The sequence below is a fragment of the Ochrobactrum sp. PL_is501 genome (genome assembly GCF_055816895.1).
This window is the reverse complement of record NZ_JBVPGR010000031.1, coordinates 203,929-226,656: the sequence shown is the minus strand read 5'-3', so window position 1 is coordinate 226,656 and position 22,728 is coordinate 203,929. Positions and strand designations below refer to the sequence as shown.

Below are 22,728 nucleotides of genomic sequence, written 5' to 3'. Positions count from 1 at the left end.
AACAAGCAGTTAAAGCGGTTCCGACGTTTCCATTTAAACCGGAAATGCTCTAGCGATTGATGATTTTCGCCTTCTCGCGCAGTTCGCCCAGATATTTCTCGCTGAGCTGTTCCGCCTTCTTTTCCTGTCCCTCAGGAGAATCTGCGCCTTCCATGGAGAAAACCAGCTGGGCAACGCGGTCATCCGATACCTGCTTGGTTGAGCAGACAGCCAGGAACTCTACGCCCTTTTCGGTTTCCTGCGGCGGGGTGGTGCCGCCAACCGACGTGGACTTGATCGCTTTCGACCATTCGTTCGGCAATTGCTGCTCGATGATGCGGCCAAGATCGCGAACGGTCACATCAAGAATGCCCTTGGCCTGCTGACGGGTCGCATCGCAGCTCTGAAAGCGCGAGCGGAGCGCATTTGCCTCCTGCTTGCGCTTGGCAAGCAGGGCGGGGGAGCGCTTGGAAGCAGGCACCACGAAAATGACCTGCTGGAGGCGGTATTCGGTTGCGACGGGCTTCTTGCCGCCTTCCTTCAGCATGCGCTGGACCGCATCCTGCTCGCTGACCATGCCGGTCGCACGGAAGCGGGCGCTGACAAGACGACCCCAGCCCATTTGGACCATGATGTACTTCTTGAAATGATCCGGCGTGACGCCCGACTGGTTCATCAACTGGTTCAGTTGCGCCAGGCTCATCTTGTTGCGGCTGGCAAATCCGGCATAAGCCTCGTCGACCTGCTGATCCGAAATGTTGATGCCGCGCGATTTCATTTCGATGCGTTTCAACATTTCGTCGGTCAGCTCCTGTTTGGCAACCTGACTGAGATTGCCGCCCTTGCGCTGCAATTTCAGGAAGGCCATGCGGTGCTGAATGTCGCTATTGGTGATGGCGTTGCCGGAAACGATGACCTTGACCTCAGAACCCGCACCTGCAGCGAATGCCGGAACTGCAACCGTCCCCAGCGTGGTCAGGCAGATCGCGGCGCTCAGCATGGAGGCGAAAAGAGGTCTTGCAATCATCATCTTTCTTTCCCGATTCCTTCCGGTTAGCCAACGACAATTCTCACCGGACATATCCCCGGCATGGTCATTGCCGCCATTCAGCCGAGCAATAATCATATCAGCGGCTCATCATAAGCTGCCTGTATAAATGAGCCAGTGCGGCGAAACAATGACCCAAAAGCTATTTTACGAAGCTTGTATCGTCTGAATACTGCAAAAAGGAAGCCAGATTAAGCTCTGAAGTGTAAATTTCTGTATCGAATGAAATGAAAAGACCGGAAGCATTTCCAACGCTTCCGGTCTCTTAAGTTTAGAAGGTCTGGCTGCCGCTGCCTATATCACCCAGTGTGCGCAGCGAAATGTTGAAGCCGACGCCATGGGATGCTTTATCATCGCCCGGGTTACGGGTCTGGATATAATTCATAGAGTAGGTGAAGCACTCGTCATCATAGGCGAGGCCTGACGATGCGCGGACCAGTGTTTCGGAAACCAGATCATAGGTGCCTGAACCGAAAACGCGCCAGTTCGTGTTGATACGCGCTGTGGCCGAACCGGTGATTTCCTGACGAAGGTCGTTATATCCGTAAGCTGGCTGAGGCGCGATATAGGCATATTGCGCCGAAACCGTCAGCTTCTGCCAGCTCTGCTGGGCTTCAAGTTCGCCGCGACGAACCGAGAAGCTATCCTTGTCGAAGCGTCCGCGAGCAGCGAGGGCAAGACCCCTCGAGTTGGATGTGCCGATCATGGCCACATAGTCGGAGCGTGCATCCTGCAGGCCGGAATCTGCGCCGACATTCAGGAAATCGCTCGTGCCGTACGAGTTCACGCCGCCCAGTTGGAAGGACTGGCCGCCAAGGGCGTAAAGAGCCCAGTCGCTATTGTCGAAGTTGCCCGAATAGCGCAGGCCGAGATTGGCGCGTGTGCCACCTTCAACACGGTCATAACCGGAGAACTTGTCACGCGAGAACAGGTTGGTTGCGTCGAAGACGAAGCTCTGTGCGTCCTCATTCGGCAATTCGCCTGCATAGCGTTCGTTATTGCGAATATAAAGCTGCGCAATCGGCTCGATAATATGGGTCGAGCTGGTGCTCGAGAACAGGATCGGCCAGCGCAGTTCAAGCCCGGCGGTCGCCATGGCGCGAAACGCCTCCGAACGCACGAGCGCATCCGTATAACCGGCATCTGCCAGATTGAAGTTCGTATTGGCGCCAATCGCGTCGCCGCGCAACGCCAGCAACGGCGTGATGACCAGACCGGCAGGCGTGATGAATGTACGCTTCCATTCCGCTTCTGTGGTCAGGCGCGCATTGGTTCCATCGAAGCCCGGAACACGGGGATAACGAGGGCCGATAAGGTTGCCGTTAACATCCCTGACCGCAGGCGTATAATTCGCATTCTGGCGATAAAGAACCTGCAGATTGGTATTGAAGTTCAGCTCGCCGCCATAGACCGGATCAGGCACCGTGTACGAATAATCCAGGCTCGGGAGGACCCAAGGCTGCTTCGAGTGCATCTCGTACGGGCTGTCCGCGAGAAGGGATTCCTGCACGTTGAAGCGATAGAAATTCAGGTCGAAATAGTTACGGTTATTGATACCCGTGAGGTAGATCTTCGAAACCTGCGTTCCGGCATTATAGCCGTCAATGCTGTAGGTGCGGCTGAAATTCCGGTCGGTCTGTGCCATCACATCCCAACCGAAGCGCCAGCGCGAATTGAGCTCGAAATCGCCCTTCGAGGCGACCATGCCGCGATTGTCTTCGTAGCGGTCTACAGAAGCCGCATCGAATTTTTCCGGCTTCATCTGGTGAATGCCGGCAATGCGAAGATTGTAGGTGCCGTTTTCAAGACGATGGCGCCATTCCGCTTCGGTGAGGAAGCCCTGCTTGGTATAGCCGGTCGTGGAAAGCGTCAGGTCGTAGTTCGGGGCGAGCGCCCAGAAATACGAATTCTTGATGCCGACACCCAGTTCATCCTTGTAGGAAAAGCCCGGAAACAGGAAGCCGCTCTTGCGCTTCACCGTCGGGTCGGCCATTTCGAACGCCGGGAACCAAGCAAGCGGCATGCCGAGGAACTCGAAGCGGCCACGCTCGAAACGAACGGTCTTGGTCGCGCTATTCCAGATGATCTTGCGGGCCTTGATCTGCCAGAGAACGGGCTTGTCGGGGTTCTTGGCGCAAGGTTCGCAGGCCGTATAGACGCCATTGTTGAACGTTGTGATTTCGCCATTGCTGCGCTCGGCGCTTTCGGCGGCAAAACGGGTATTGTCCGTCGTCTCGACGCGCAGGCCGTTTACGAAGCCGTCGCGGAAACTGTCGGTAATATCCATATGGTCGGAGTAGATCTTGTTACCGTCGCGCTCGACGATCTCAACATTCCCCGTTGCGGTCATGCGCCGCGTCTGCTGGTTATAGGTCACCTTGTCGGCAACCAGATGATTGCCGTCATATTCGATGCGCACCTTGCCCTGTGCCGTGACGGTGTTCACATCGCGGTCATAGACGAGCTCGTCAGCTTGCAGAAGCATGCGGGCATTCGGATCGCTCTGGTAATTGGCGCCGAGAGCGTCCTGAGCCGATGCGGGTGAGGGCAGGGCCGCGACAGAAATGAAAGGCAAAGCAAGGACGCACGCCAAGGCCGTCCCGCGCGCAAGGCGCGAGAGTGAATGGGGCAATACCATGCGGGCGTTACTCGAACCCACTAACCATCCTCCTTATGCAACAGAAAGGAGACACCAAAGAATGTCGCGATAATAACCGGAACCCAGGCAGCCACGAACGGCGGAACGAATCCCGCATTCCCGAATGCCTTCACCAGCACCGAAACGACATAAAGCATGAAGCCTGCAATAACGCCACCCAGAATCATCGCTCCCGACTGGCCAAATCGCACAAATTTCAGCGACACTGTTGCAGCAATGAGAGTCATCGCCATCAGCAATGCCGGCAAAGCCAGAAGTGACTGGTATTGCATGTCAAATGCGTTTGCGGAGTAGCCGAAGGAACGTGCGACCTCGATCTTGCGGCGCAACTGCGTGAAGGGGATTGTGTCCGGCGTCGCGAGCTTTTCTTCCACATATTCCGGGCGCAGCTGCGTCTCGATCTGGAAACTCGCCATTTTCTGGGGTTCTTGGCCGCGCGCGAATCGCGTCACGTCGGTCAACTGCCAATGTCCGTCCTTTAGCTGCGCCGTGCGTGCGTCGTAGCGTTCCTTGATATTCTTCTTTTCATCGAACTGAATGAAAGTCGCGTCGGCAAGCGTCGCGCCCTGATCGAGAATGCTTTTTGCGCCGATGATGGTTTCGCCTTCGTCGGTCTTCTGGCGCAGCCACGGATCGCGCAGGGCGGAAACATCGGTAATCTTGCCGGTCTTCCAGGTGGAAGCGATTTCATCGGCTTTTGCAAAGCCGTAAGCGGCGAACGGATTGAGGACGAAGATCGTGGCCAGCCCGAACAGGAAGGCGCCAAAGCAGGCGGGCAGAAGAAACTGCCAGGCCGACACGCCGACCGAGCGGGCGACGACCAGCTCGTATTTTCTGTTGAGCGAAATCAGTGTCGCCATTGCCGAGAACAGGGCGACGAAGGGGATCATCTGCTGCATGATGAAGGGCACGCGCATGGCGGAAAGCCCAAGCGCTGCCCACACGGAATAATCCGGCAGGTTTGAAAGCTTGCTCGCATTCTCGGTGAAATCGAGAAGCAGCGACAAAGCAAAAATGCCGAGCAGAAAATAGAGCGTGATCTGCACGTAGCGGATGAAGAAATAGCGCCCAAGCGTCCAGCCGATCATGCCTTTCCTCCGGCATTATTGCGCGAACGTCCGGTGAGGCGGGCATAGAGTGCCGAGCCCTGGCGTCTCAAACTGTCGAAACCGTCAAGAATGCGGTCGTTCCATTTGTCGGGCAGGCCGATGCGTCGCCCGGTGGCGAGCGCAAAGCCCGTCACGAGGATGACGGCAAGCGGGACGAGGTACATCACGACGATATAGCCGGCATCCTTGTCGGCGCGGTCAGAGGCGAAATAGCCTGCCCAATAGACGAGAAGGGCGGTGCTGATCGCCGAGAAGGACGCGGACACACGCGCCTCGCGATGCGAACGGGAATCGCCTGCGAAGGCCAGCGCAATCATCGCAAACACAACCGGATAGAGCCATTGCGTCAGGCGCCGGTGCAATTCGGCCTTGTAGCGCAGCGGACGCGTCTGGAGGATGGGATCGTTCGGGTCCGGGTTCAGCAGATAGGAAAGCGGCCGGTCCTTCGCATAGATAACGAAATCATCGCCTGCCGAGGCAAACTGGCTGAGATCGAACGCATAGGAATTGAACTTGATGATCGAAACCGTGCCATCCGATACATCACGGCGCTGCACTTCGCCGTTCTGCATCAAAAGCATGTCGCCGCTCGGCGTCGAAGCGATCGCGCCATCGGCCGCATAATAGATGAGGTCGAGCGCCGGATCGCGGGAATCGGCAATGAAAAGCCCGCCGATGCTGCCATCGGCGCGCCGTTCCGCGACCTGGATATAGAGATTGTCCGCAAGTTTGCGGAAATTGCCTTCCTGAACGATGACATTCATGAGGTCGGCGCTGGCATTGGCGATCATCGCGCGCATGTTCATGCGCGCATAGGGATCGACATAATTGGCCACCAGAAACGAAACGATGGAAATGGCCGCAGCGAGAATCAGGATCGGGCGCATGACCGCGCTGCGCGGTGCGCCGGACGCATTGATGACGACAAGCTCGGAATCCTGGTTCATGGTGGAAAGCGTCTGCGTGATCGCAATAATCAGCGCAAACGGCATCACAAGCGGGATGGCCGAGGGTATCAAAAGCGAACTGAACTGAACGATGGTCTGGAATGTCTGGCCGCTTGTGGTCAGAAAGTCGATGCGCTGGAGCACCTGCACGGTCCAGGTGATTCCGACCGCAGCGCCAAGCACTGCGAGGAACATGATCGCCACCCGGCGCAGGATGTACAACTCGATCAATCGCATAGGTGGAGTCTACATCCCGGTTCCGTTGATGAGCGCGCACCCGGAAAAGGCGGCGGCACTCGTGATAATCACTAAACTAATGACGCTTGGCTAAGATTGACCCAATAAACGCGGTTAACAGATTACTAAAACCATCACGAAGATGCCAGCTCTCGTGTTCCTGTTAACGGGTCCCGTTAATGAGCGATGAGTCGGCTCAAGGCAACCAGTTTTTGCATGGAGCGGGTAAGACAGGCTCGCAATTGTGTCTTGCACGGTTTTCCTCGGCCTAAAACTGGAACAATCTTGGTTCCACTCTTGCTGTTTCGCCATATTCGTCTCACATGAGTGGGGAAAAGTCGCGACACAATCGTGTCATTCTTAAATCGACATCAGGTTTGGAGTTGTCATGTCTAAACGTCCTTCGATCTCTTTCAGCGATTTTGCAGTACCGGAAAGAGGCGTGTCCATCGTGCTCGTCGCCAAGGGCGGCGGCTTTGCGGACGAGGCGGCCGCGGCTGCTGGCGGTGCGGAAAAGATCAAGCGTATTGCTGAAATTTCCGGGTTCACCGGTGCTTTGGGCAAGACGGCGGAAGCGATCGAGACGACTTCCAGCGGTGTCGACAAGATCGTTCTGGTCGGCGTCGGAGAACCGGGCAAGCTTGGCAATGATGACTGGTTGAAGATTGGCGGCGCTGCATTTGCCCGAATCGGCAAGGCGGAACGCGCAACCGTTACGCTCGCCTTGCCCGAGACCACCATTGCCGGAGATGAAGCAGCCGATCTCGCCTTGGGCATGATTCTGCGCTCCTACAAGTTTGAACGCTACAAGACGCGCAAGAACAATGAGGACAATGGCGATCCGAAACACGCGGCCAAGGTCAGCATCTGCGTTGCCGATCCGCATACGGCAAAGCGTGCCTTCGAAGTTGCCGAAGCAGTGGCGGACGGCGTTATCCAGGCGCGCAATCTCGTCAACGAGCCTGCGAATATTCTGGGACCCGTCGAGTTTGCGCAGGAAGCCGAAAAGCTCGAAAAGCTTGGTGTGAAGGTCGAGATTCTTGGCGAAAAGGAAATGAAGAAACTCGGCATGGGCGCGCTTCTGGGCGTGGCGCAGGGTTCCGTTCGTCCGCCGCGGCTGGTCGTCACGGAATGGCAGGGCGCGAAGAGCAAGGAAAAGCCGATTGCCTTCGTCGGCAAGGGCGTGGTGTTCGATACGGGCGGCATCTCCATCAAGCCTGCTGCCGGTATGGAAGATATGAAGGGCGACATGGGCGGCGCGGCAGCCGTCACCGGGTTGATGCGCGCGCTGGCCGGGCGCAAGGCAAAGGTCAATGCCATCGGCGTTATCGGCCTCGTGGAAAACATGCCCGACGGCAACGCCCAGCGTCCGGGCGATATCGTTACCTCCATGTCCGGGCAGACGATTGAAGTCATCAATACCGATGCTGAAGGCCGCCTCGTTCTGGCCGATGCGCTGCACTATACGAACGACCGTTTCAAGCCGCGCTTCATCATCAATCTGGCCACGCTTACGGGCGCTGTCATGGTCGCGCTCGGCCAGTATCATGCCGGTCTCTTCTCCAATGACGACGAACTTGCGGACCAGCTCTACGATGCGGGCCAGTCGACCGGCGAAAAGCTGTGGCGCCTGCCGCTTGGCACTGAATACGACAAGATGATCGATTCGAAGTTCGCCGATATGAAGAACAGCGCTGGCCGTTATGGCGGTTCCATCACGGCGGCGCAGTTCCTCAAGCGCTTTGTTGGCGAGACCCCTTGGGCGCATCTCGACATTGCCGGAACCGCCATGGGTTCGCCTGCCAACGAATATAGCCAGACCTGGTCTTCCGGCTATGGCGTCCGTCTGCTGGACCGCCTTGTCCGGGATCATTTCGAAAGTTAAAACAATAAGATGGGTGGAGAAGCGGAATCAGTTTCTCCACCCTTTCGCGAAACGGATAGTGCATGGCGGAAATTCTCTTCTACCATCTGACGGAATCCACACTCGATGAGGCCTTGCCGGGTCTGGTCGAGCGCTCACTCGGGCGCGGCTGGCGCGTCGCGATCCAGACCGTCAGTGAAGAAAGACGCGATGCGCTCGACGGCTTGCTCTGGACCTTCTCCGACACCTCTTTCGTGGCGCATGGCACCGACAAGGAGCCTCACCCCGAACACCAGCCGGTCCTGCTGACCACGAGTGAAGCCAACCCGAATGGCGCGACGGTGCGCTTTCTCGTAGAAGGTGCGGGGCTGGAACAGGCGGATGCCTATGAGCGGCTTGTCGTCATGTTCGACGGGCACGATCAGGAGCAGCTCGATATTGCCCGGGCGCAATGGAAGAGCTTCAAGGCGGAGAACCACGATTTGACCTATTGGCAGCAAACGCCGGATCGCCGCTGGGAGCGCAAGGCGTGATGCGGGCATTTTTCATTTTGATGATCATCGCCGGTTTTGGTCTTGCTATCGGCTATCCCTGGTATATGCGCCATTTCACGGGCAGCGAGATTGGCCGCTGGACCATGCTGGAAAACCGGCAGAGTGACTTCAAGATACAGGAAGTCAGGCTGTCGGCGGCTGATGGTCCGGTGCGCGTGTTCATCGATGCGACGCCCTTGCCGGGCTATGTCCCAGCCGAACGGCGTTCGGCGGTGACGCTTGCTGTCAGCCGCGACGGGATGCCTGTTCTTTCGCAGGGGCTTGATTTTGCCTCGACCAGCGGCTCCATCAATACGGACCGCCCGCAGGACGGCAGCGTTCTGCGCCAGAGCGCAGGCGATATCGATCCCGTTATTCCGGGGCTTTATGCATTTCGTCTGGTACAGGGAAATACGGACGGGCTTCAGCTTTCAAAAGCCGATCTCGTGTTGCGGCGCGGGGCGGAAACGCCCGATGAGGTTTATACGACCATCGGCTTGATCCTCGGTGCATTCGGTCTTTATGCCTTGATGCGCACACGACTGCGTCCCCAGAGCTGATTGATAACGATGCTTGGCCGGATTTCCGATAGATTGCTGCTGTTGCTGCTTTCGGCTCTGGTGGCGCTTCTCGCGCTGATACCGCTCGAAAGGCTGGGGCTCTTCGGTTCCTCTTTCGAGGGGCAAAGCGGTTATGCCGCTCTTTATTTTGGATTTCCGGTTCTGACCGTCGTTTTCGCGATTCTGGCGGTGCGGTTGATGCCTCGTCCCTTGCCGGTCGCCATGCGCGTTATCGGCTGGGTTGTGCTTGCAATCGCGCTTTTCTTGATGGCCGCATAGACTACGGATCTAGAGCATGTCTCCCGAAAGTGGAGCCGGTTTCGGGATAAAGACATGCGTAAAAACAAATAGATAGAGCGGTCCCAATGACTCCGTTTTAACCGGAATCACTCTAAGAAATGGCCGCTTTTAATCGGCCATTGCTTCTTCATATTCGGCCGACATTTCCAGCCATTTGTCCTCAGCATCCGCAAGGGCAGAGCGTGCATCGCTCATGTCCTTGTTGATGCGGATCGCCTTTTGCGGCTCCTTCTCGTAAAGGGCCGGGTCTTCGAGTTGTGACGAGAAGACTTGAATCTGTTTCTGCAGCTTTTGAATCAAGGCCTCGGTTTCCTTGATCTTTTTTTGCAGTGGCGCCATGGCCTCGCGCTTCTGGGCAGCGAGTTTTCGCTGTTCGGCCTTGTTGACCTTGGCACTGTCGTCACGGTCGGAAGCCGGTTCCCCCTTGGCGTCGGCCAGAACGATCTGACGGTATTCATCGAGATCGCCTTCAAAGGCCTTCACGCCGCCTTCGCGCACCAGCCAGAGGCGTTCCATCGTGGCTTCGATCAGATGGCGGTCGTGGGCGATCAGGATCACCGCGCCGTTGAACGCGTTGAGCGCATGCACAAGCTCTTCGCGGCTGTCGATATCGAGATGGTTGGTCGGTTCGTCGAGGATCAGCAGGTTCGGACCGTGGAAGGTCGCAAGGCCCATCAGGAGGCGCGCTTTTTCGCCGCCGGAAAGGTCTTTCGCCGGTGTCAGCATCTTTTCCGTCGAAAGGCCCATCTGTGCGACACGAGCGCGGACTTTTGCTTCAGGCTCTGTCGGCATCAGCTTGCGCACATGCTCGATGGCATTGTCTTCCGGTATGAGGTCATCCAGCTGATGCTGCGCGAAGAAGGCAACTTTCAGATTGGGCGAAACCGTGAGCGTGCCTTTTTCGGGCGTCAGGCGACCGGCAATCAGCTTGGCCAGCGTGGATTTGCCGTTGCCGTTCGAGCCGAGGAGGGCGATGCGGTCGTCATTGTCGATGCGCAGCGTCACATTGCGCAGCACCGGCTTGCCCGGCACGTAGCCGACATCGGCGTTGTCCAGCGCGATGATGGGGGAGGCGGCCTTCTTTTCCGCATCCGGAAAGCGGAAGGGCTGCACATGGCTTTCGACATAAAGCTCAATGGGTTTGAGCTTTTGCAGCGCCTTCAAGCGCGACTGGGCCTGCCGGGCCTTGGTGGCCTTGGCGCGGAACCGCTCCACGAAGCTTTCCATATGCTTGCGGTGGGCTTCCTGCTTGGCATGGGCCTTTTGCTGCAATTCCAGCATCTCGTGCCGCTGGCGCTCGAACTGGTCGTAATTGCCGCGCCAGAAGCTGATCTTCTTCTGGTCGAGATGCATGATCGAGCTGGTGGCCGAGTTCAGGAGATCGCGGTCGTGGCTGATGATGATGACTGTGTGCGGATAACGCTTCACATAGTCGACCAGCCACAGCACGCCTTCAAGGTCGAGATAGTTGGTCGGCTCGTCGAGCAGCAGCAGGTCCGGCTCGGCGAAGAGAACGGCAGCCAGTGCCACGCGCATGCGCCAGCCGCCAGAGAAAGCTGACGCTGGCTGGCGTTGCGCTTCCGCGCTGAAACCGAGGCCGGAGAGGATGGCGCCAGCGCGCGCTTCCGCTGAATGGGCGTCGATATCGGCAAGGCGCGTATGAATTTCGGCGATGCGATGCGGATCGGTGGCGGTGGCCGCTTCTTCAAGAAGTGCCGCGCGCTCCTTGTCCGCTTTCATGACGATTTCGATCAGCGCTTCGTCGGTGCCGGGCGCTTCCTGCGCGACCTGACCGATACGGGTGTTTTTCGGCAATGAGATGTTGCCGGTTTCTGGCGCGAGATCGCCCGTAATCACGCGAAACAGCGTGGATTTGCCGGTGCCGTTGCGTCCCACGAAACCCGTCTTCGATCCCGCTGGCAGCGTCACGCTGGCGTGGTCGATCAGGAGGCGTCCGGCGATGCGTACGGAAATGTCGTCAAGGATAAGCATGATGAAAGCGCTTTTGCACGGCTTGAAGCGTTTCCGCAAGTATCAACATCAGTCAGGCGAAACGCCGCCCGCCTTCCGTTCGCAGGAAATGCATGAGATCGAGTGACGGCGCTTCCGTCCCCAGTCTTGTGAACGCGGTATGGATCTGTCCGCGATGATGCGTCTGATGATTGAACATATGGGCAAGCGACGGAGCCAGCCGCTGGCTTATCGTGCGCATTTCATTGAGCGCCGTGTAGCTGTAGCGACCGCTAAGCTTCTGGGTGTCGAGCTCGTCCGCATAGCGGCATATGCGCGCGTCTTCCGCCTGCCGCAGATCGCGCAGCATGATGAAATTGTCGGAAATGATTGCATCGAGCGTCTTCGGATGGTCGCCTTCGGTGGTGAACCGTTTCATCCAGATGCGGTCTGCAACCAGTATGTGATTGAGCGTGCGATGGATGGAGCCGAAGAACAGGCCGAGATCAAGCCTGTATTCCTCGTCGCTCAACTCGGCGGCGGCGGCATAGACCAGTTCATTTGCCCATCGGTTGTAATAGGCGAACATTTGAAAGTGCTGTTCCATGAAAGCCCCTAGCTGTCGCTCCCTGCGCGGTTGAATCGACGCGGCACCATCTATGCAATCAATTTTCTGTCGTCTCAAGGTGCTAATCGGTTCGCCTCTTGGCAATCGGGCCTATCGACGGTATAGAGCCTCACTTTTCTGAAAATCCCAGCACAAGGTGTCATAATGGCAATCGAACGTACCTTCTCCATGATCAAGCCCGATGCGACCCGCCGCAACCTGACCGGCGCCATCACCGCCAAGCTCGAAGCAGCTGGCCTGCGCGTCGTCGCTTCGAAGCGCGTCTGGATGAGCCTGCGTGAAGCTGAAGGCTTCTATGCTGTTCACAAGGATCGCCCTTTCTTCGGCGAACTGACCGAATTCATGTCCTCTGGCCCGACGGTCGTTCAGGTTCTGGAAGGCGAAAACGCCATCGCCAAGAACCGCGAAGTCATGGGCGCAACCAACCCGGCAAACGCTGACGAAGGCACCATCCGCAAGGAATTCGCCCTGTCGATCGGCGAAAATTCCGTACACGGTTCGGACGCTCCGGAAACCGCCGCGGAAGAAATCGCATACTGGTTCTCGGGCACCGAAATCGTCGGCTGATCCTAACGAGAATATAAAGAAAAAGCCCGGTTCGACCGGGCTTTTTTGTTGCTTGGGCGATGTGTGGAAACACGTTTCAAAGGCTCTGCGCGAGCCTTGCCACTTCCTTCCCGTCGTCGTCGAAGAGAACGAGCTTGCCCATGTCGATCTTGTAGGATCTGGTCTTGCCGAGCACGTCGAGGAACTTGCGCTCCTGATTCATGAGGGCAGGCGGGCACTGGACATAGGTCGATCCGATCTCGGCGAAGGAAATATTTTCCCCGGTGACAGTTGCCTTGCTGAAATAGCGGTTGCAGCCGCCGGAGCCGCTGACGGCGCCATCGGTCGAAACCGTCAGGGTCGTCTGGGCATTGTCGATCACGCCGCCGCCCTGAATGTCTTCCGCGAGCCAGTCCTTGCCCTCGATGCCGATGGCTGCACCTTCATCGCCGCTCTTGCGCACCATGACCACCCTGATTTCCGCCGGTTCGCCGGGGTTCTCGGGATCAATGGCGTAGCGCTCGTCATTGACGAACCAGAGCGTGTCGCCAGCGGAAATCCGCGCCTGCAAGGCGTAGGAATGGCCGGACTGGATCTGGTCCGTATCGAAATTGATGGCGAACGGGATCGGCGAACCCTGAACGGATTCGATCCGCGTTTCACCAATGACCTTGGAGGGCGCATCGGCCAGCGAGACGTCGGAAAGCTGAACCGTCAGGCTTGCTTCCGGCGGCAGCGCGATGCGCTCGCGATACATGACCTTGCCGCTGATGGTTTTTTCCGCCGCCAGGCTGCTTGTCGGCATCGAGGTGGTCAGGAACAAGGCAGCGCCGCCAAGCGCGCCAATGCCGACCACGAGTGCCGCAGCAATTGAAAGGGTTTTCGCCAGTCCATTTCGCATCGTCAAAGCCCGAAACTTCCGTTCCCGCATGCGTTGTTTGTTACAAGACAGATGGCGCTGATGCGGATTCCAACCTGTCTGTCATCATCGCCTGTCGGTGTCTGATTCATACCGCCGACATTAGCGAAATCTTCATGTGAAAATTATGGCGGCGCAAGAACACGTCACCTGAATTACCCAATATTCTAGGGGGTTAAATAGTTAATTCGCGATTAAAATAAAAAATCGAGATCAATTGTGAAACCTCAAAGCATCGGCCCGAACATCGGAATCGATTTTCGGAAAGCACGATGCGTAGATTCAATAGGTTGGAGCGACCTTCGTGCGTCCGTAAGGACGCACGGCGCTCTAATCGGAAGATCAGTCCAGTTTCCAGCGTTCGCGTATCTTCTCGTCTTCCTCCTTGGATGACACCCACCCGCCGACCGAACCGTCCGCGAGATGCTCCCGCTTCCAGAACGGCGCGTTGGTTTTCATGTAATCCATCAGGAATGAGGCGGCCTCGAAAGCCGCATGGCGATGCGATGACGCCGCGGCCACCAGAACGATGTTTTCGCCTGGTTTTATAAGTCCGTAACGGTGAATGATCGTCAGCGCTGTTATCGGCCAGCGCGCGATGGCTTGTTGGGCGATGCGGGTGATTTCCGCCTCCGCCATGCCCGGATAATGCTCCAGTTCCAGTGCGCAAAGCGTGCCGCTTTCATCACGGCAAAGCCCGGTGAAAGTGACGATGGCGCCGATATCCGTGCGCCCCTGTTGAAGCTTGCGCAGTTCCGCCGCCGTGTCGAAATCTTCGCTTCTTATGCCGACGAAAAGTGGGCACGAAGTTTGCCCGCTCATTTCATCCTCCCGTCATGGGCGGAAAGAGCGCAACCTCGTCGCCGTCATTCACCAGTTCAGTGTGTTCGGCATGTTCCTGATTGATCGCCGCCCGAATGACATGCTCATGCTCGAAGGCGGCTTCATATTCGTCGCCACGCGATTTCAGATGGCCGATCAGACCGCCGACGGTCGTTGTGGGTGAGGGGAGTTCAATAGTCTCCTCGCCCTTGCCGATTTTCTCGCGCACCCATGCGAAATAGACGAGTTTTACCGCCACTGGATCAATCCATCACGTGTTTGAGGCCCGCCTTGAAGTAATCCCAGCCCGTGTAAAGCGTCAGAAGGGCCGATACCCAAAGCAGGACAATGCCTGTTTCCGTTACATAGGGCATGATTTTGTCACCGGCAGGGCCTGCCAGCAGGAAAGCAAGCGCGATCATCTGCGCGGTCGTCTTCCATTTGGCGAGACGCGAAACGGGAACGCTGACTTTCAGCTCGGCAAGATATTCGCGCAGGCCCGAAACCAGGATTTCGCGGCACAGGATGATGATGGCGGCCCAAAGCGTCCAGCCGGCAATGGTGCCGTCGGCAGCAAGCAGCAGGAGACAGGCGGAGACAAGAAGCTTGTCGGCAATCGGGTCCAGCATGCGGCCGATGGTCGAGGTCTGCTTCCAGATGCGGGCGAGATAGCCGTCAAAAAAGTCGGTGATGCTGGCGACTGCAAACAATCCAAGGGCTGTCCAGCGGGCAAAATCGCTCGACTCCAGCCGTCCCTCAATAAAGAAACACAATACCACAAGGGGAACGGCGATGATCCGGCCGTAAGTGAGGATATTGGGTAGGGAGAGGGTATGATTCTTCTGCATTGTTCCGCCGCATCGTTCGTTTGGGCACATCATCAGGGATGACACATAAAATCAACACCTGCGGACGTGTTCTGCCGGGACGTAATGACGCTCGCGCCCCGATCCCGGACAAAATTAGCGCATAATCCGACCGGAGTGAAACGACGATCGACAAGATTATGCTTGAAATAGAAAAGCTTGGAGCGCCGATCTGATTCAATCAGATCGAAACGCGCTCCAGATCATTTGTCGCGAAAATGGTCGTGAATTGTCTTTGCCATCGCTTCGGAAATGCCGTCAATCTGCATGAGGTCCTCGACGGCGGCGCGTGAAACGGCCTTCGCGGTTCCGAAATGGTGCAGAAGCGCACGCTTGCGCGACGGGCCGATTCCCGCGATTTCATCAAGCGGGTTCTTGACCATTTCCTTCTTGCGCCGGGCGCGGTGCGTGCCGATGGCGAACCGGTGGGCTTCGTCGCGCAGGCGCTGGATGAAATAAAGCACGGGATCGCGCGGCGGCAGCGTGAAGGGCTGCTTGCCTTCCACGAAGAAACGCTCGCGTCCCGCCTCGCGGTCGACGCCCTTCGCGATGCCGATTGCATTGACGAGATGGCTGATGCCAAGCTCGCCAAGAATTTGCCGCACGGCACCCACCTGACCTTGCCCGCCGTCGATCAGGATGACATCGGGCCAGGCGGGAAACGCATCGGTCGCCTCAGCATTGGTCTGTTCTTCCGGCGCGCCGTGTTCCTTCACCAGCCGCGAGAAGCGCCGCTCGATCACCTCGCGCATCATGCCGAAATCGTCGCCCGGCGTAATGTCCGTCGAGCGGATGTTGAACTTGCGGTACTGGTTTTTGACAAAACCTTCCGGCCCGGCGACGATCATGCCGCCGACAGCGTTTGTGCCCATGATATGCGAGTTGTCATAGACCTCGATCCGGCGCGGCGGCTGCGACAGACCGAAGGTTTCGGCCATGCCTTGCAAGAGGCGCGCCTGCGACGAGGTTTCGGCGAGCCGCCGCCCAAGCGCTTCGCGCGCATTGGTGAGTGCGTGATCGACAAGATCCTTCTTCTCGCCGCGTTGCGGCACGTTGACCTGCACCTTGTGTCCCGCGCGCGTCGACAGCGCTTCGGCGATCAGCGATTGTTCCTCCACAGTCTCGGACAAGAGAACAAGACGCGGGCACGGCTTGTCGTCGTAGAACTGGGACAGGAAGGCCCCGAGAACCTCTGCCGGCCCGAGCGAACTGTCGGCTTTCGGGAAATAGGCACGGTTGCCCCAGTTCTGGCCGGTGCGGAAGAAGAAGACCTGGATGCAGGTCATGCCGCCTTCCTGATGAATGGCGAAAACGTCTGCCTCTTCCACCGTCTGCGGATTGATGCCCTGATGCGACTGAACATGGGAAAGTGCGGCCAGACGGTCGCGGTAGACCGCCGCATGTTCAAAATCGAGATCAGCGGATGCGGCCTGCATCGCGGCTGCCAGATGGTCCTTGACCGACTGGCTTTTGCCGGACAGGAACGCCTTGGCTTCGCTCACCAGCTCGGCATAGTCCGCGTCGCTGATTTCATGCGTGCAGGGACCGGAACATCGCTTGATCTGATAGAGAAGACAGGGACGGGTTCGGGTTTCAAAAACCGAATCCGTGCAGGTTCGCAGCAGGAATGCGCGCTGAAGCGCGTTGATCGTACGGCCCACGGCGCCAGCCGAGGCGAAGGGGCCGAAATAGTCGCCCTTGCGGGACCGCGCGCCGCGATGCTTGAAGATGCCGGGCGCCCGATGGTCGCCGGTCAGCAGAATATAAGGAAACGACTTGTCGTCGCGCATCAGCACATTGAAGCGCGGGCGCAATCTCTTGATGAGATTGGCTTCCAGCAGCAATGCTTCGGTTTCCGTGCGGGTAACGACAAATTCCATCATCGCCGTCTCACGGATCATCCGCACGATGCGATTCGAATGGGCTATGCCGCGCGCATAGTTGGAGACGCGCTTTTTGAGATTGCGCGCCTTGCCGACATAAAGCACGTCACCATCGCTGTTGAACATGCGATAGACGCCCGGATTGTTGGGCAAGCGCTTGACGAAGGCGTTGATGATGTCCTGCCCGCTCAGGCCCTCGATATCCGGCAGGCCATCGGAGGAATCCCATTGAATGGAATCGGCGGCAGACGGCGCTGCCGGAACGTCGATTATGTCGTCGCCCTCATCGTCCTCTTCGGTTTCCGCGTCGCCAATGATGATACCGGCCACGTCCTGCTCGTCATCCGACGGCAGGTTCGCGGCAGCATCATCATTGTTTTTGCGGTTTCCAGTCATTCGGTGATTCCTGCGATATCCGGGGTTTCCCATGCCAGATGCTGGCCGCCATCAAGCGCGATCATCTGGCCGGTGACGGAGCGGCTTTCCCAGAAATAACGAACAGTACGCCCAAATTCCGACAATTCCGGTGCACGCTGCAAAAGAAGTTTCTCGACCTGCTGTTCGAAATCACCCGGCTTCTGCCTTTCGCTCGGCAATGTGGGGCCGGGGGCGATTGCATTGACTCGGATTCGCGGCGCAAGCGCCTGCGTCATGGTGCGGGTGGCATTCCACAGCGCCGTTTTCGAGAGCGTATAGGAAAAGAAGTTCGGATTGAGCTTCCACACGCGCTGGTCGATCACGTTGACCACAAGCCCATCCTCGCCATCGGGCAAGGCATTCGCCATTTCTTCGGCCAGCAGGACTGGGGCTTTCAGGTGAATGGCAAAATGCTTGTCCCACAGCGCCATGTCCAGTTGCCCGATGCGGTCATCTTCAAAAAGTGAGGCATTATTGACCAGAAGCCGGATCGGCCCGATCTGGTTCGACGCATCTTTTACCAGATTGCGCACATCGGCTTCGGACGAAAGGTCTGCGCGTACCACGCAGGCGGTGCCGCCTCGCTCGTTTATGGCGCTCGCAAGGGCCGCGCCTTCATTGATGGAGTGATTATAGTGTATGGCGACCGGGAAGCCATGAGCGGCAAGGTCTTCGACGATTGCCTTTCCAATGCGCCGCGCGCCGCCGGTTACCAGAACCGGACATTTGGCAAGCAGGCGAGGCTCGTGATCATTCAACACGGTAAACACTTTCTTATCGAGATTCTTCAGTCGATTTCATGCCACTTCGATCGGAAAAATGCAGCTAAAAACAGCGCGCCCAATATTCATAGCTGACAAATTTGTAGGGATTTCAGCGGCTTCGTTCAACCTTGCCGGACGCCGCGGGGCACCGCAACCGGCATGCACCAACTATATAGGCGGGTATATTCGGCGTTGCGATAATGCAACATCGCATTTTTGCCATTTTCTCGACAGTTTATCTCCACAGAAGCGGGCATTTCGTGCCGCATTTACCGCCGATATACCGATCCGGTCAGCGCGGCATGGACGATTTGCTCCCAAGGCCGTCCGCCCGATAAGGGACCGCGCGAAATGTAATTTGTGTAAGGAGAATGCTATGCGCACTCTTAAGTCTCTCGTAATCGCCTCGGCTGCGCTGCTGCCGTTCTCTGCGACTGCTTTCGCTGCTGATGCCATCCAGGAACAGCCTCCTGTTCCGGCTCCGGTCGAAATGGCTCCGCAGTACAGCTGGGCTGGCGGCTACACCGGTCTGTACCTCGGCTACGGCTGGAACAAGGTCAAGACCAACACCGACGGCAGCATCAAGCCGGATGACATGAAGGCTGGCGCTTACGCTGGCTGGAACTTCCAGCAGGACCAGTTCGTATACGGTGTTGAAGGCGACGCCGGCTACTCCTGGGCCAAGAAGTCCAAGAACGGCCTGGAAGTCAAGGAAGGCTTCGAAGGCTCGCTGCGTGGCCGTCTCGGCTACGACCTGAACCCGGTCATGCCGTACATCACCGCCGGTGTTGCTGGTAAGCAGGTCAAGCTCGACAACGGCTTCGACGACGAAAGCAAGTTCCGCGTTGGTTGGACTGCTGGCGCCGGTCTGGAAGCCAAGCTCACGGACAACATCCTGGGCCGCGTCGAATACCGTTACACCCAGTTCGGCAACAAGACCTATGATCTTGGCACCGAGTCGGTCCGTAACAAGCTCGACACCCACGACATCCGCGTCGGCGTTGGCTACAAGTTCTAATTATCTGATAATTGAACACGGAAAACCGGGCAGGCGACTGCCCGGTTTTTTGTTGCGTTGTTTTTGAATTCAGCTGTTTGCTGTCTCCATCAGCCAGCCGCGAAAGGCCGACATCGCCTCGGTTTCCGCCCGCGATTGCAGCCGCGTCAGCCAATAACTGCCCATCGTCACCGTCGTTTCGAAGGGCTGCATGACGGCTTCCGACAGCAATTGCCGGGAAAACATCAGCGGCGGCGCAAGCGCGACGCCTGCTCCCTGCATGGCGGCTTCCATCATGGCAAGCGACGAATCGAACATGATGCTGCGGGGCAGGGGCATGTCACCCGTAACGCCCGCCGCCAGAAACCACTGCGCCCATTCATCGGCACGATAGGAGCGCAGCAGCGTTTGGCGCGCAAGATCGGCCGGTGTTCGCAATTCGCGCGCGAGCTCCGGAATGCATAGTGGCGACAAGGGCGCTTCCAGCAATCGGGTTGCATCGATCCCGTGCCAGGCGCCGCTGCCGAATCGGATGGCGTAATCGAGCCCCTCCGCCGCAATATCCACCCGGTTATTGTTGGTCGAAAGCCGCAAGTCGATGAACGGATAGCGATTCTGAAAATCGCGCAGGCGCGGCAGAAGCCAGCCGACGGCAAGCGTCCCGACCGCACCCACCCGCAATATCTCCCGGTAATGCCCAGCCTCGAAACGCTCAAGCGTTCCGGCAATCCTGTCGAATGCGTCCTTCAATGTGGGAAGCAGCGTTTCTCCTTCGCTGGTCAGCATCAGCCCGCGCGGCAGGCGCTCGAAGAGCGTCACATTGAGGCGGGTCTCAAGGCTTTTGACCTGATGGCTGACAGCGGCCTGCGTGACGCAAAGCTCAATGGCGGCCTTGGTGAAACTGAGGTGACGCGCCGACGCTTCAAAGGCGCGCAGCGAATTGAGCGGGAGATGCGGGCGAACCATGGAAACCCAAATTTTTCTAATGCCAAATGCTAGATAACGTCGTTTGTCGTTGCTGCGCAAGCATCGTATATCAGCAGGGCCTGAAAGGCTTGCATCCCGCAGATAACGGGTTTCAGTATAATGGATCGCGCAGCGACGGCTATGTCTTGATTAAGATGCAGCCGAACGCATAATCATGAGGTTTATTCATCTGTCATGAGAAAATCTACGACACTTTTGATCGGTTTCCTTGCTGGCGCGGCTGTCATTCCCGCCAGCGGCGCGCTGGCGGCTGGCAAGCTGAACGATGACGACCTGCGCCGCATTGTCGATGAAACTGTGCGCCCGCTCATGGCCGAGCAGAAAATCCCCGGCATGGGCGTTGCCATAACCATCGACGGCAAAAGCCATTTCTTCGGCTATGGGGTGGCATCGAAGGACAGCGGGCAGAAAGTCGATGAGAATACGCTTTTCGAGATAGGCTCGATCAGCAAGACCTTCACTGCAACGCTTGGCGGTTATGGATTGGCGACCGGCGCATTCTCCCTGTCCGATCCCGCAACCAGATGGGCTCCCGAACTCAAAGACAGCAGTTTCGACAGGATTACCATGCTGGATCTTGGAACCTATACGCCGGGGGGATTGCCCTTGCAGTTTCCCGATGCAGTCACCGACGACAGTTCCATGCTGGCCTATTTCAAGAAGTGGAAGCCGGACTATCCGGCGGGTACGCAGCGCCGTTATTCCAACCCCAGCATCGGCCTGTTCGGCTATCTCGCGGCGCGCAGCATGGGCCAGCCGTTCGACGTGTTGATGGAGCAGAAGCTTCTGCCCGCATTCGGCCTGAAAAACACGTTCGTCCATGTGCCGGAAAGCCGGATGAAGAACTATGCCTACGGCTATACCAAGGCCGATAAGCCGACCTGGGTATCGGCAGGCACGCTGGATGCGGAGGCCTACGGCATCAAGACCACGGCGCCCGACCTCCTTCGTTTCGTCGCGCTGAATATCGACAGCTCGCCGCTTGCTCCCGACTTTCAGAAAGCCGTCGCCGCAACCCATACGAGTTACTACCGTGTCGGCGCGAACCATCAGGGGCTCGGCTGGGAAATCTATGCCAATCCGGTCACGCTCGACACGCTTCTGGCGGGCAATTCGTCCGACATGGCGCGGAAATCCCATAAGGTCGAGAAATTCGATCCCCCGCACGCGCCCTCGGCGGATATGTTCATCAACAAGACAGGCTCCACCAATGGTTTCGGTGCCTATGCGGCCTTTATTCCAGCGAAGCAGGCGGGAATCGTTCTGCTCGCCAACCGGAACTATCCGAACGACGAGCGCATAAAAGCTGCGTATCGGATTTTGCAGGCGATCGATAAAAGCCAATGAACCGCAAGAGAAAACCCCGGGAAATCCGGGGTTTTATTCGTTCCAGACCAATCAGCCGCGCGGCAAAAGTTCCGTCAGTTCCGGATGCAGTTCCTGAAAACGCTTCATCCAGCGCTTGAGCTTGGAGCGGTTGCGCTCCCACTTGCCTTCAAAACGGAGCGCCAGATAGCCAAGCGCCGCTGCAACGGCGATATGTCCCGCATGCAGCTTGCCCGCCAGACGCGGCGGCGCTTCATTCAGAAGGTCGAGCGCGCGTTCGGCCTTGCGCCACTGCAGGTCGAGCCAGGGCTGGTGAACCTTCTCTTCCGGGCGCATGCGCCGTTCATAGACATGCGCCAGAAGCACGTCGCAAAGACCATCGGCAATGGCTTCAAAACGCTCCGCGTCGGTGCGCTTTTCGGCATTGCGCGGGAAAAGCTTCTTGCCGGAAACCCGGTCCAGATACTGGACGATCGCACGACTGTCGAAAACGGATTTGCCGTCATCCGTCACCAGTGTCGGAATTTTCCCGAGCGGATTGGCATGGATGAGGTTCTCCGGTTCAGCCGCGGTATTGACGACAACGCTTTCAAACGGAATGCCCGCATAGTGCGCGGCCATGCGAACCTTCGCGCTATAGGGCGAAGCAGGTGAATAGAGGATCTGTGTCATCGTAATTTCCTGAACAGGCTAAGTAGGGTCTATTGCGTGGCGGGCATCATCACGGAGCGGCTTCGGCAGGCATTGGCGTCCACCTCGCCACAGGAACGGAATTGCAGGTCCTTTGTCATGCAGATGCGGACTTCCTGCAGGTAATTCCGCTTGCAACTGATCGAAATACCGTCCGGCTTCATGCCGGGATTGGCAGCGACGAAGGCTTTTTCAACAAGCATGGGATCGACGCGCCGCCCGCCAGCCAGCCCACTGCCAAGACTGCGCAGGCTTGGCGGAATATTGACCTGATCGAAAGCGTTGCGCAGCGTGTCGAAATAATCATTCTGTGAAAGGCCCGAGCAACTGCCGTGCTTGCGCCATTGATAGGCGACGAGACCGGCAGCGGGCATGATGTCCGAGAGGCTGGAAATAATCCGTCGCGGCACATAGCTGCCGCCGCTTCGATTATTGTCAAGCTGGCAGTTCGCTGGATAACCCCATTCGTTCTGCGGCCACAGGCCATGCACCACGAAACCGAAAGGCCGGTTGGTGCCGCATTGCTGCTTGTTGGCGCGCGGGCCTTCCGATGCGCAGTAGCTTGGCGACCAGGAGAGGGCGAGTACATAAAAGTCGAACTCGCCCGGAATGTCATCGGCGCGTACAGGCAGGACGTTCGCCATCGCCGCTGCAAGCAACGTGATCGCAGCAGCGCCAAACTTCCGCAGCATATGCC

At 57.7% G+C, this 22,728-nt stretch carries 22 protein-coding genes; 7 read left to right on the top strand and 15 right to left on the bottom strand.

Features of this window, described 5'->3' with window-relative positions; all coding sequences use genetic code 11:
- Positions 1–49: 49 nt before the first annotated feature.
- The 4 genes from AC0TOF_RS06885 to lptF form a co-directional block, all read right to left on the bottom strand.
- Entirely contained in the window at positions 50–1,009 is a 960-nt protein-coding gene (locus AC0TOF_RS06885; protein WP_473767642.1) for a peptidylprolyl isomerase, read from the bottom strand.
- A gap of 289 nt (positions 1,010–1,298) precedes the next feature.
- Entirely contained in the window at positions 1,299–3,665 is a 2,367-nt protein-coding gene (locus AC0TOF_RS06880) for an LPS-assembly protein LptD (protein ID WP_473767673.1), read from the bottom strand.
- Positions 3,666–3,685: 20 nt separating this feature from the next.
- Positions 3,686–4,774 carry an LPS export ABC transporter permease LptG gene (gene lptG / locus AC0TOF_RS06875; protein WP_122000044.1) on the bottom strand — a complete coding sequence of 363 codons (1,089 nt, stop codon included), beginning with the start codon at positions 4,772–4,774 and terminating at the stop codon, positions 3,686–3,688.
- Positions 4,771–5,979, bottom strand: coding sequence for an LPS export ABC transporter permease LptF (gene lptF, locus AC0TOF_RS06870; RefSeq protein WP_473767641.1), 1,209 nt, complete (start codon positions 5,977–5,979; stop codon positions 4,771–4,773). Before lptF ends, lptG begins: the two co-directional genes overlap by 4 nt.
- A 388-nt stretch (positions 5,980–6,367) precedes the next feature.
- Between lptF and AC0TOF_RS06865 the strand changes: the two genes are divergently transcribed.
- The 4 genes from AC0TOF_RS06865 to AC0TOF_RS06850 all read left to right on the top strand — a co-directional run bounded on the left by AC0TOF_RS06865 (position 6,368) and on the right by AC0TOF_RS06850 (position 9,215).
- Positions 6,368–7,864, top strand: coding sequence for a leucyl aminopeptidase (locus tag AC0TOF_RS06865; protein ID WP_473767640.1), 1,497 nt, complete (start codon positions 6,368–6,370; stop codon positions 7,862–7,864).
- 62 nt (positions 7,865–7,926) lie between these two features.
- The gene (locus AC0TOF_RS06860) at positions 7,927–8,376 is read left to right on the top strand and encodes a DNA polymerase III subunit chi (RefSeq protein ID WP_122000047.1); all 450 of its coding nucleotides are present in this window, start codon (positions 7,927–7,929) and stop codon (positions 8,374–8,376) included.
- Positions 8,376–8,936 (top strand): type IV secretion system effector BspB, encoded by a 561-nt coding sequence (bspB, locus tag AC0TOF_RS06855; RefSeq protein ID WP_473767639.1) that lies wholly within the window; start codon positions 8,376–8,378, stop codon positions 8,934–8,936. Before AC0TOF_RS06860 ends, bspB begins: the two co-directional genes overlap by 1 nt.
- 33 nt (positions 8,937–8,969) lie before the next feature.
- Positions 8,970–9,215 carry a hypothetical protein gene (locus AC0TOF_RS06850; protein WP_473767638.1) on the top strand — a complete coding sequence of 82 codons (246 nt, stop codon included), beginning with the start codon at positions 8,970–8,972 and terminating at the stop codon, positions 9,213–9,215.
- A 129-nt stretch (positions 9,216–9,344) separates the two neighbouring features.
- Here the strand turns inward: AC0TOF_RS06850 and AC0TOF_RS06845 are convergent, their stop codons facing one another.
- Together AC0TOF_RS06845 and AC0TOF_RS06840 are read right to left on the bottom strand one after the other, a co-directional pair.
- Positions 9,345–11,228 (bottom strand): ABC-F family ATP-binding cassette domain-containing protein, encoded by a 1,884-nt coding sequence (locus AC0TOF_RS06845; protein ID WP_473767637.1) that lies wholly within the window; start codon positions 11,226–11,228, stop codon positions 9,345–9,347.
- 52 nt (positions 11,229–11,280) lie between these two features.
- On the bottom strand, positions 11,281–11,793 hold the full coding sequence (locus tag AC0TOF_RS06840) for a DinB family protein (RefSeq protein ID WP_473767636.1): 513 nt from the start codon (positions 11,791–11,793) through the stop codon (positions 11,281–11,283).
- A gap of 165 nt (positions 11,794–11,958) precedes the next feature.
- On the opposite strand from AC0TOF_RS06840, the gene ndk reads away from it, so the two are divergent.
- Positions 11,959–12,381 carry a nucleoside-diphosphate kinase gene (gene ndk / locus AC0TOF_RS06835; protein ID WP_006466421.1) on the top strand — a complete coding sequence of 141 codons (423 nt, stop codon included), beginning with the start codon at positions 11,959–11,961 and terminating at the stop codon, positions 12,379–12,381.
- 76 nt (positions 12,382–12,457) lie between these two features.
- Here the strand turns inward: ndk and AC0TOF_RS06830 are convergent, their stop codons facing one another.
- The 6 genes from AC0TOF_RS06830 to AC0TOF_RS06805 form a co-directional block, all read right to left on the bottom strand.
- Positions 12,458–13,261: a YbaY family lipoprotein gene (locus AC0TOF_RS06830; RefSeq protein WP_122000050.1), complete on the bottom strand. Its 804-nt coding sequence runs from the start codon at positions 13,259–13,261 to the stop codon at positions 12,458–12,460.
- Between the two features lie 360 nt (positions 13,262–13,621).
- Entirely contained in the window at positions 13,622–14,101 is a 480-nt protein-coding gene (locus AC0TOF_RS06825; RefSeq protein WP_122000051.1) for a molybdenum cofactor biosynthesis protein MoaE, read from the bottom strand.
- Position 14,102: 1 nt separating this feature from the next.
- Positions 14,103–14,360, bottom strand: coding sequence for a molybdopterin converting factor subunit 1 (gene moaD / locus AC0TOF_RS06820; RefSeq protein WP_473767635.1), 258 nt, complete (start codon positions 14,358–14,360; stop codon positions 14,103–14,105).
- A gap of 4 nt (positions 14,361–14,364) precedes the next feature.
- Positions 14,365–14,949, bottom strand: a complete 585-nt coding sequence (gene pgsA / locus AC0TOF_RS06815) for a CDP-diacylglycerol--glycerol-3-phosphate 3-phosphatidyltransferase (RefSeq protein WP_122000053.1) — start codon at positions 14,947–14,949, stop codon at positions 14,365–14,367.
- 221 nt (positions 14,950–15,170) lie between these two features.
- A complete protein-coding gene (gene uvrC, locus AC0TOF_RS06810) occupies positions 15,171–17,246 on the bottom strand; it encodes an excinuclease ABC subunit UvrC (RefSeq protein WP_122000054.1) in 2,076 nt (691 codons plus the stop codon).
- The gene (locus AC0TOF_RS06805; RefSeq protein ID WP_473767634.1) at positions 17,243–18,028 is read right to left on the bottom strand and encodes an SDR family oxidoreductase; all 786 of its coding nucleotides are present in this window, start codon (positions 18,026–18,028) and stop codon (positions 17,243–17,245) included. Before AC0TOF_RS06805 ends, uvrC begins: the two co-directional genes overlap by 4 nt.
- Positions 18,029–18,407: 379 nt before the next feature.
- On the opposite strand from AC0TOF_RS06805, the gene omp25 reads away from it, so the two are divergent.
- Entirely contained in the window at positions 18,408–19,049 is a 642-nt protein-coding gene (gene omp25 / locus AC0TOF_RS06800; protein WP_006472445.1) for an outer membrane protein Omp25, read from the top strand.
- Between the two features lie 69 nt (positions 19,050–19,118).
- On the opposite strand, the gene AC0TOF_RS06795 is transcribed toward omp25, so the two are convergent.
- Complete coding sequence (locus AC0TOF_RS06795; protein WP_473767633.1) at positions 19,119–19,994, bottom strand: LysR family transcriptional regulator; 876 nt, start codon at positions 19,992–19,994, stop codon at positions 19,119–19,121.
- 195 nt (positions 19,995–20,189) lie between these two features.
- Between AC0TOF_RS06795 and blaOCH the strand changes: the two genes are divergently transcribed.
- Positions 20,190–21,362 (top strand): OCH family extended-spectrum class C beta-lactamase, encoded by a 1,173-nt coding sequence (gene blaOCH, locus AC0TOF_RS06790; RefSeq protein WP_473767632.1) that lies wholly within the window; start codon positions 20,190–20,192, stop codon positions 21,360–21,362.
- 51 nt (positions 21,363–21,413) lie between these two features.
- Here the strand turns inward: blaOCH and AC0TOF_RS06785 are convergent, their stop codons facing one another.
- Together AC0TOF_RS06785 and AC0TOF_RS06780 are read right to left on the bottom strand one after the other, a co-directional pair.
- On the bottom strand, positions 21,414–22,013 hold the full coding sequence (locus AC0TOF_RS06785; protein ID WP_122000058.1) for a glutathione S-transferase: 600 nt from the start codon (positions 22,011–22,013) through the stop codon (positions 21,414–21,416).
- 29 nt (positions 22,014–22,042) lie between these two features.
- Complete coding sequence (locus tag AC0TOF_RS06780; RefSeq protein ID WP_473767631.1) at positions 22,043–22,723, bottom strand: ribonuclease T2 family protein; 681 nt, start codon at positions 22,721–22,723, stop codon at positions 22,043–22,045.
- Between the last annotated feature and the right edge of the window lie 5 nt (positions 22,724–22,728).

Coding starts and splice junctions, on each gene's coding strand:
- AC0TOF_RS06885 (WP_473767642.1), bottom strand. CDS start 1,009: ATGATGATTGCAAGACCTCTTTTCGCCTCCATGCTGAGCGCCGCGATC.
- AC0TOF_RS06880 (WP_473767673.1), bottom strand. CDS start 3,665: ATGGTATTGCCCCATTCACTCTCGCGCCTTGCGCGCGGGACGGCCTTG.
- lptG (WP_122000044.1), bottom strand. CDS start 4,774: ATGATCGGCTGGACGCTTGGGCGCTATTTCTTCATCCGCTACGTGCAG.
- lptF (WP_473767641.1), bottom strand. CDS start 5,979: ATGCGATTGATCGAGTTGTACATCCTGCGCCGGGTGGCGATCATGTTC.
- AC0TOF_RS06865 (WP_473767640.1), top strand. CDS start 6,368: ATGTCTAAACGTCCTTCGATCTCTTTCAGCGATTTTGCAGTACCGGAA.
- AC0TOF_RS06860 (WP_122000047.1), top strand. CDS start 7,927: ATGGCGGAAATTCTCTTCTACCATCTGACGGAATCCACACTCGATGAG.
- bspB (WP_473767639.1), top strand. CDS start 8,376: ATGCGGGCATTTTTCATTTTGATGATCATCGCCGGTTTTGGTCTTGCT.
- AC0TOF_RS06845 (WP_473767637.1), bottom strand. CDS start 11,228: ATGCTTATCCTTGACGACATTTCCGTACGCATCGCCGGACGCCTCCTG.
- AC0TOF_RS06840 (WP_473767636.1), bottom strand. CDS start 11,793: ATGGAACAGCACTTTCAAATGTTCGCCTATTACAACCGATGGGCAAAT.
- ndk (WP_006466421.1), top strand. CDS start 11,959: ATGGCAATCGAACGTACCTTCTCCATGATCAAGCCCGATGCGACCCGC.
- AC0TOF_RS06830 (WP_122000050.1), bottom strand. CDS start 13,261: ATGCGAAATGGACTGGCGAAAACCCTTTCAATTGCTGCGGCACTCGTG.
- AC0TOF_RS06825 (WP_122000051.1), bottom strand. CDS start 14,101: ATGAGCGGGCAAACTTCGTGCCCACTTTTCGTCGGCATAAGAAGCGAA.
- pgsA (WP_122000053.1), bottom strand. CDS start 14,949: ATGCAGAAGAATCATACCCTCTCCCTACCCAATATCCTCACTTACGGC.
- uvrC (WP_122000054.1), bottom strand. CDS start 17,246: ATGACTGGAAACCGCAAAAACAATGATGATGCTGCCGCGAACCTGCCG.
- omp25 (WP_006472445.1), top strand. CDS start 18,408: ATGCGCACTCTTAAGTCTCTCGTAATCGCCTCGGCTGCGCTGCTGCCG.
- AC0TOF_RS06795 (WP_473767633.1), bottom strand. CDS start 19,994: ATGGTTCGCCCGCATCTCCCGCTCAATTCGCTGCGCGCCTTTGAAGCG.
- blaOCH (WP_473767632.1), top strand. CDS start 20,190: ATGAGAAAATCTACGACACTTTTGATCGGTTTCCTTGCTGGCGCGGCT.
- AC0TOF_RS06785 (WP_122000058.1), bottom strand. CDS start 22,013: ATGACACAGATCCTCTATTCACCTGCTTCGCCCTATAGCGCGAAGGTT.
- AC0TOF_RS06780 (WP_473767631.1), bottom strand. CDS start 22,723: ATGCTGCGGAAGTTTGGCGCTGCTGCGATCACGTTGCTTGCAGCGGCG.